The sequence below is a fragment of the Streptomyces sp. NPDC048734 genome, assembly GCF_043198675.1.
Lineage (GTDB): Bacteria > Actinomycetota > Actinomycetes > Streptomycetales > Streptomycetaceae > Streptomyces.
Window position 1 is genome coordinate 742,353 of sequence record NZ_JBICUZ010000003.1, and the last position, 6,666, is coordinate 749,018.

At 72.1% G+C, this 6,666-nt stretch carries 5 protein-coding genes; 4 read left to right on the forward strand and 1 reads right to left on the reverse strand.

Annotation, left to right across the window (positions count from 1 at the left end):
• Positions 1-122 precede the first annotated feature (122 nt).
• The 3 genes from ACGFQC_RS12400 to ACGFQC_RS12410 all read left to right on the forward strand — a co-directional run bounded on the left by ACGFQC_RS12400 (position 123) and on the right by ACGFQC_RS12410 (position 4,307).
• Complete coding sequence (locus ACGFQC_RS12400) at positions 123-1,502, forward strand: NAD(P)/FAD-dependent oxidoreductase (RefSeq protein ID WP_363090780.1); 1,380 nt, start codon at positions 123-125, stop codon at positions 1,500-1,502.
• 266 nt (positions 1,503-1,768) lie between these two features.
• On the forward strand, positions 1,769-3,436 hold the full coding sequence (locus ACGFQC_RS12405; protein WP_363090779.1) for a SpoIIE family protein phosphatase: 1,668 nt from the start codon (positions 1,769-1,771) through the stop codon (positions 3,434-3,436).
• Between the two features lie 73 nt (positions 3,437-3,509).
• Positions 3,510-4,307: a methyltransferase domain-containing protein gene (locus ACGFQC_RS12410; protein ID WP_363090778.1), complete on the forward strand. Its 798-nt coding sequence runs from the start codon at positions 3,510-3,512 to the stop codon at positions 4,305-4,307.
• 64 nt (positions 4,308-4,371) lie between these two features.
• On the opposite strand, the gene ACGFQC_RS12415 is transcribed toward ACGFQC_RS12410, so the two are convergent.
• Positions 4,372-5,664, reverse strand: coding sequence for an MFS transporter (locus ACGFQC_RS12415; RefSeq protein ID WP_363090777.1), 1,293 nt, complete (start codon positions 5,662-5,664; stop codon positions 4,372-4,374).
• A 123-nt stretch (positions 5,665-5,787) separates the two neighbouring features.
• Between ACGFQC_RS12415 and ACGFQC_RS12420 the strand changes: the two genes are divergently transcribed.
• On the forward strand, positions 5,788-6,348 hold the full coding sequence (locus ACGFQC_RS12420; RefSeq protein WP_363090776.1) for a MarR family transcriptional regulator: 561 nt from the start codon (positions 5,788-5,790) through the stop codon (positions 6,346-6,348).
• The last annotated feature ends 318 nt before the right edge of the window (positions 6,349-6,666 follow it).

Genomic DNA, 6,666 nt, shown 5'->3' on the forward strand with positions numbered 1-6,666 from the left:
AGGTCTGACCTGCGGTCCTGTTCCTCCCGACGACGTTTCGGCCCTCTCCGCCCGCGCCCGGCCCGCGGTCACACGAACTTGTCGGGTCTGTGGACAAACTCCGGCGCGGGGTGCGTCATGGGATGGTGAAGGAACGTGCGCGCATTCTCGTTGTCGGCGGTGGCTACGTCGGGATGTACACGGCCCTGCGGCTCCAGCGGCAGCTGAAACAGGAGATCGGCCGGGGCGAGGCCGAGATCACGGTCGTCACGCCCGACCCGTACATGACGTACCAGCCGTTCCTGCCCGAGGCGGCCGCGGGCGCCGTCTCCCCGCGGCACGTCGTCGTACCGCTGCGCCGCGTCCTGCCGCACTGCCGGGTCGTCGCCGGCGAGGTCACCGCCATCGACCACGCCCGGCGCACCGCGACCCTGACCACCCTCGCCACGGACGAGGAGGGCACCGGCCCGCGCCGGCTGAAGTACGACGAACTGGTCCTCGCGCCCGGCTCGGTCTCCCGCACCCTGCCCGTCCCCGGCCTCGCCGACCACGCCATCGGCTTCAAGACGGTCGAAGAGGCCATCGGCCTGCGCAACCACGTCATCGAACAGATGGACATCGCCTCCTCCACGCGCGACCCCGCGATCCGCGACGCGGCCCTCACCTTCGTCTTCGTCGGCGGCGGCTTCGCGGGCGTGGAGGCGCTCGCCGAGCTGGAGGACATGGCCCGCTACACCACGCGCTATTACCACAACGTCAAGCCCGAGGACCTGAAGTGGATCCTCGTCGAGGCCTCCGACCGGATCCTTCCGGAGGTCGGCGCGGACATGGGGCGCTACACGGTCAGCGAGCTGCGCCGCCGCAACATCGACGTCCGCCTCGGCACCCGCCTGGAGTCGTGCGCGGACCGTGTCGCCGTCCTCAGCGACGGCGCCCGCTTCCCGACCCGTACGGTCGTGTGGACCGCCGGCGTCAGACCTCACCCGGTGCTCGCCGCCAGCGACCTGCCCCGCACCGGGCGCGGCCGCCTCAAGTGCACCCCGGAGCTGACCATCGAGGGCGTCACGCACGCGTGGGCGGCCGGGGACGCCGCCGCCGTCCCCGACGTGACCGCCGGCCGGCCCGGCACGTACACCGCCCCGAACGCCCAGCACGCGGTACGCCAGGCCAAGCTCCTCGGCGACAACATCGCCCGCTCCCTGCGCGGCGAGCCCCTGCAGACGTACGCGCACAGATACGTCGGCTCGGTCGCCTCCCTGGGGCGGCACAAGGGCGTCGCGTACGTCTACGGACGCAAGCTGAAGGGCTACCCGGCCTGGTTCATGCACCGCACCTACCACCTCAGCCGCATCCCCACCTTCAACCGCAAGGCGCGCGTGCTCGCGGAGTGGACGCTGTCCGGACTCTTCAAACGGGAGATCGTCTCGCTCGGATCCCTCGAACATCCCCGCGCGGAGTTCGAACTCGCTGCCGGTGGAAAGCCTTCTGACGAGTCTTCCGGCGACCCGAAGGGGTCGTCCTGACCCGATCCGGGAACTCCACCGACCGCCCCCACGTCTGACGAATGCCGGCCCGGACGGCGGCCGCACTGCCAGACTGCTCCCTGCTCACCGCCCCTCCCGAGCCCCTCCGGCGGGCCACCACCCGCCCCTGCCGACCCACGAGGCCGTTCCCCCGTGCTCCGCACCCCGGGTGCTGCAACAATGTGCGGCCACCGCCGCGCGGCCTTCGCAGCCCAGGAAGGCCGGGCCGGGAGCCGGCCGTCGACGACTACACGAGGCAAGGATTCGTGAACTTCACGCGCTGGAGCGCCCGCATCCCCGGAACGCAGCGCCGCGCCGCCGCGCGAGCGGAGCACCCGGTCACCACGACGGACCGGCGGAGCGAGAGCTCCGGCCCAGGCTCCGTACCCGCGGCCCGCGCCGAACAACTCACCGACGACGACCCGCCCCCGGTGCCCGCCGTCGACGAACTCCCCGCCCGCGAGGTCCTCGACCGCGTCCCGGCCCTGGTGGCCCTGGTGCACGGCCCCGACCACCGCCTCGCCTACGTCAACGACGCCTACACGGCGGCCTTCGGCGCCCGGTCCCTCGGCGAACCGGCCGCCGAGACCCTCCCCGAGCTGCGCGACCTGGGCCTGATGCCGCTCCTCGACCAGGCCCAGCGCAGCGGCAAGCCCCGCACCCTGAAGTCCCGCAAGGCGCCCGACGGCCGCTCCTACACCTTCACCTGCACCCCGGTCCCGGAGAACCACGGCGAGGGCGCCGTCCTGGTGTTCGCCACCGACGTCACCGACCACGCCGAAGCCGCCGAACGGCTCAGAGCCAGCGAGCGCAGCCAGCGCGAGACCGCCGTCACCCTCCAGCGCTCCCTCCTCCCCCAGGAGCTGGAGGAACCCGACGACCTGCGCATCGCCGCCACCTACCACCCCGGCGGCACCGAGGCGGCGGTCGGCGGCGACTGGTACGACGTCATCACCCTCGGCGGCGGCCGCACCGCCCTCGTCATCGGCGACGTCATGGGCCGCGGCGTCCGGGCGGCGGCCGTCATGGGCCAGCTCCGCACCGCCGTCCGTGCCTACGCCCGCCTCGACCTCCCGCCGCACGAGATCCTCCAGCTCCTCGACGGCCTCGCCATGGAGATCGACGCCAACCAGATCGCCACCTGCGTGTACGCCATCCACGACCCCAACGAGGGACGGCTGGTGTACGCCTCCGCGGGCCACCTGCCGATCCTGGTCCGCGACGAGAGCGGCACCGTCCAGCGCGCCGACGAACCCACCGGCCCCCCGCTCGGCACGGGCGGCTGGATGCACGCCTCCGGCTCGATCCCCCTGGGCCCGGGATCCACCGCCGTCCTCTACACCGACGGCCTGGTCGAGCGGCGCAACGAGGACCTCGACGAGGGCATCGCCGCCCTGGAGCGCGCCCTGGCCGGCGCCACCGGATCCCCCCAGGTGGTCTGCGACCGCCTGGTCCGCTCGGCGGGCGTCACCGCGGACCACGACGACGACGTGGCCGTCCTGGTCCTCCAGCACCCCGCCCGCACCGGCCCCGACGGCGAGCTGTTCCACAACGCCGCCCTGGAACTGCTCGGCGGCGTCGAGGCGGCCCCCCGCGCGCGTGCCTTCGCCTCCGGCGTCCTCACCAGCTGGCGCTTCCCCGCCGAGCTGCACGACCTGGGCGTCCTCGCCACCAGCGAACTCGTCGCCAACTCCCTCCAGCACGGCATCCCGCCCATGCGCCTGCGTCTGCGCCGCACCGACCGCCGCCTGATCATCGAGGTCACCGACGGCGACGACCACCTGCCACGCCGCCGCCGCGCGGAGCCGGCCGACGAGTCGGGCCGGGGCATCGCCATCGTCGCCACGATCGCCTCCAACTGGGGCAGCAGACGCATCCCCGGCGGCGGAAAAGCGGTGTGGTGCGAGTTCGTCCTGCCCAAGCCCACCGACTGAAACCAGCCTCGAACACCCATTCCCCGACGCGCGCCACCTAGGCGAACGCTCCTCCCGGTGCTAGTAGCTCCCCATGGCAGACGCAACGGGCTTTCACCTCAAGGGAAGCGCCCCCGAGCGCTACGAACACTACGTCGCGCCCCTCATGGCGCCCTTCGTGACCGCACTCGTGGACGCCGCGGACCTCTACCCCGGCGCCACCGTCCTCGACCTCGCGTGCGGCACCGGCTTCGCGGCCCGCACCGCCGCCGCACAGGCCGGCCCCACCGGCCGCGTCGCCGGCGCCGACCCCGACGAGGCGATGCTCAAGGTCGCCGTGGAGCACCACCCGCGCCTCTACCCCGACATCGAGTTCACCGCCGCCCCCGCCGACGACCTCCCCTACCCGGACGCGACCTTCGACGTCGTCCTCTGCCAGCAGGGCGTCCAGTTCTTCCCCGACCTCGACGCCGCCCTGCGCGAGACGGCCCGCGTGCTGCGCCCCCAAGGCCGCTTCGCCGCCACCGTCTGGTCGGACCTCGAAGCGTCCCCCTGCTTCGCCGCCCAGCTCCGATCGGTGCGGCAGTACGGCGGTCCGGACGCGGCAGCGGACTTCCAGGAGGCCTTCCACGTCGCGGACCGCCTCCCCGCGGCCCTGGACGCGGCGGGCTTCCGGCGGACGACCCGCCGCGACCTCACCTTCACCGTCACCCTCCCCCCGCTCCGGGACCACGTCCCCGGCCACCTCTCCGCGATCCCCTGGGGCCGGACGATCACCGAGACCGGGGGCGAGGAGGCCCTCACCCGAGCCGCCGACACCGTCCGCGCCGCCCTCCCCGCCGACACGACGGCCTTCCCCTTCACCGCGACCCTGGTGACGGCCGACCGCTGACCCCGCCCCCGACATGCGGGAGGCGGCCATCGCCTCCCGACGACGGCCGCCTCCACGCCCTACCTCACGCCTCCGCGGCGACCGGCTCCACAGCGGCCCCACCCCGGGCCACCACCCGCTTGCGCGCCACCCACGGCTGGTCCTGCACGACGGTGAGCTGCCGCCCCAGCCGCAGCGCGAGCACCGTGATTCCCAGCGAGAACAGCAGGAACGTCACGATGTACGGCGCGTGCAACGACGCCCCCATCGGCCCTCCCACGGCCGGCCCCACGGCCAGCGCCAACTGCTTGACCAGCGCGAACGCCGAGTTGTACTGCCCGGCGAGCCCGGCCGGCGCCAGATCGGCCACCAGCGGCGCGACCGTCGGCGACAGCATCGCCTCGCCCAGCCCGAACAGCGCGTACGTCGACACGAACGCGGCCGTCGCCATCTCCCGGCTGCCGTTCCCGAGCCCGGCGTACCCCGCCACGGCCCACGCCACGGCCCAGATCAGCCCCACGGCCGCGATCACCCGCGACCGCTTCTGCCGCTCGACGAACCTCAGCACCGCGAACTGCGCGACGACGATCACCGCGGTGTTGGCGGCGAGAGCGGTCCCGAGGGCGGACGTCGAGATGCCCGCGGCCTCCACCCCGTACGCACTGAGCCCCGACTCGAACTGCCCGTAGCAGGCGAAGAACAGCACGAAGCCCAGCACGGACAGCTGCACCATGGCCCGGTTGCCGAGCAGATGCTTCCAGCCGCCCTTCGCCGGCCCCCGCGGAGCACCCTCCACCCGCGGCGAGTGCGGCATCCGGACGCTCGCCATCACCACGACCAGCAGCAGGAACATCGCCGCCTCGATCGCGAACAGCAGGGTGAAGGAGGACACGCGCGTGGCGTCGACGAGATGCCCGCCGATGAGCCCACCGACCCCGAGCCCCAGGTTCTGCAGGAAGAACTGCGTCGCGAAGGCCCGCGACCGGGTCTCCGCGGTCGAGCAGTCCACGATCATCGTGGCCAGCGCCGGCTGCATCACGGCCTGCCCGGCCCCCAGCGCTGCCGCGGCGGCCAGTACGGCGGCGGCGCTGCCGGCGAGCCCCAGGCCCAGTGCGCCCAGCGCGGCGGTGACCAGGGCGGTGATCAGCACCGGCAACGGGCCGCGCCGCACGATCGCCCGGCCGGCGAACGGCAGCACGATCAGCGCGGCCACGGCGAACACGGCGAGCACGAGCCCCGCCGTCACGGCACCGAGCCCCCGCACCTGCGCCACATAGACGTACAGGTAGGGGACGGTGAAGCCGAGCCCGAACGCGCTGAGTGCGTTGCCCACGTGGATCCGGCGCATCGCTGCGCCCATGGCCCTGGTCACGTTCACCTCTTCCAGGTAGTTGGTGAGCCTCAGCTCTTAGAACCGAAGACTTCGAAGATAAATTTCGAAGCTAAACAGTACACCTCGAAGAACTTCAACGCGAACGAGCCTCATGCGATACTGGCGCCCATGGGCGATACCCCCGGCAGTACGGGCATCGGCGGCGAGCCGACCCTCGAAGAGCAGATCGCCGCCTACCAGCGGGAGTTCCAGGACCTCGACCCCCAGGTCGAGCAGATCGTCTCGGCGCTCTCCCGCCTGAACCGCCGCATGAACGTCGCCTACGGGCGCCAGACCGCCGGGCTCGGCATCAGCAACGCCGACTGGGAGGTCCTCAAGGCCCTCGTCCTCTCCGGTGCCCCCTACCGCATGGGCCCCAGCGACCTGGCCAAGCGGCTGGGTCTGACGCCGGCCGCGATGACCCACCGGATCGACCGCATGGTTGCGGAAGGTCTGGTGACCCGGCAGCGGGACGAGACCAACCGGGTCCGGGTGATCGTGGAGCTGACGACCGAGGGCAGGGAGAAGTGGCTGGAGGCGATGCGACTGGCGACGGTCTTCGAGGAGGACCTCCTCCAGGACCTCTCCGCCGACGACCGCACGGCCCTCGGCGATGTCCTGACCAGGCTCCTTCGCCGGGTGGAGCACGCCCAGCCGGACGCCGGCGGACGCCTCACCGACCTGGACTAAAGATCTTGACAAGAGCTACTTGACAGTCTTCTGCGCCATCCGTAAGGTTCTTCGGGTTGCCGCGGAGCCGTAACGGTTCTTCGGCGGCACCTCCGTCGCGATAGCGACACACACCAAAGCAAGATCTCCCAGTGAGGTTGTATTCGGCGTGCTCGAATTCAATTCGATTTGGGTCCGGCAGCTCGATTAGCGCTCGCCGGGGAGGATCCGCTAAGGTTTGAGACGTCGGAACGGCCCAACAGCCGGGAAGGCAACCCCTTCTGACGGGGAATCGGAACCGAAAGGATCTGATAGAGTCGGAACCGCCGGAAAGGAAAC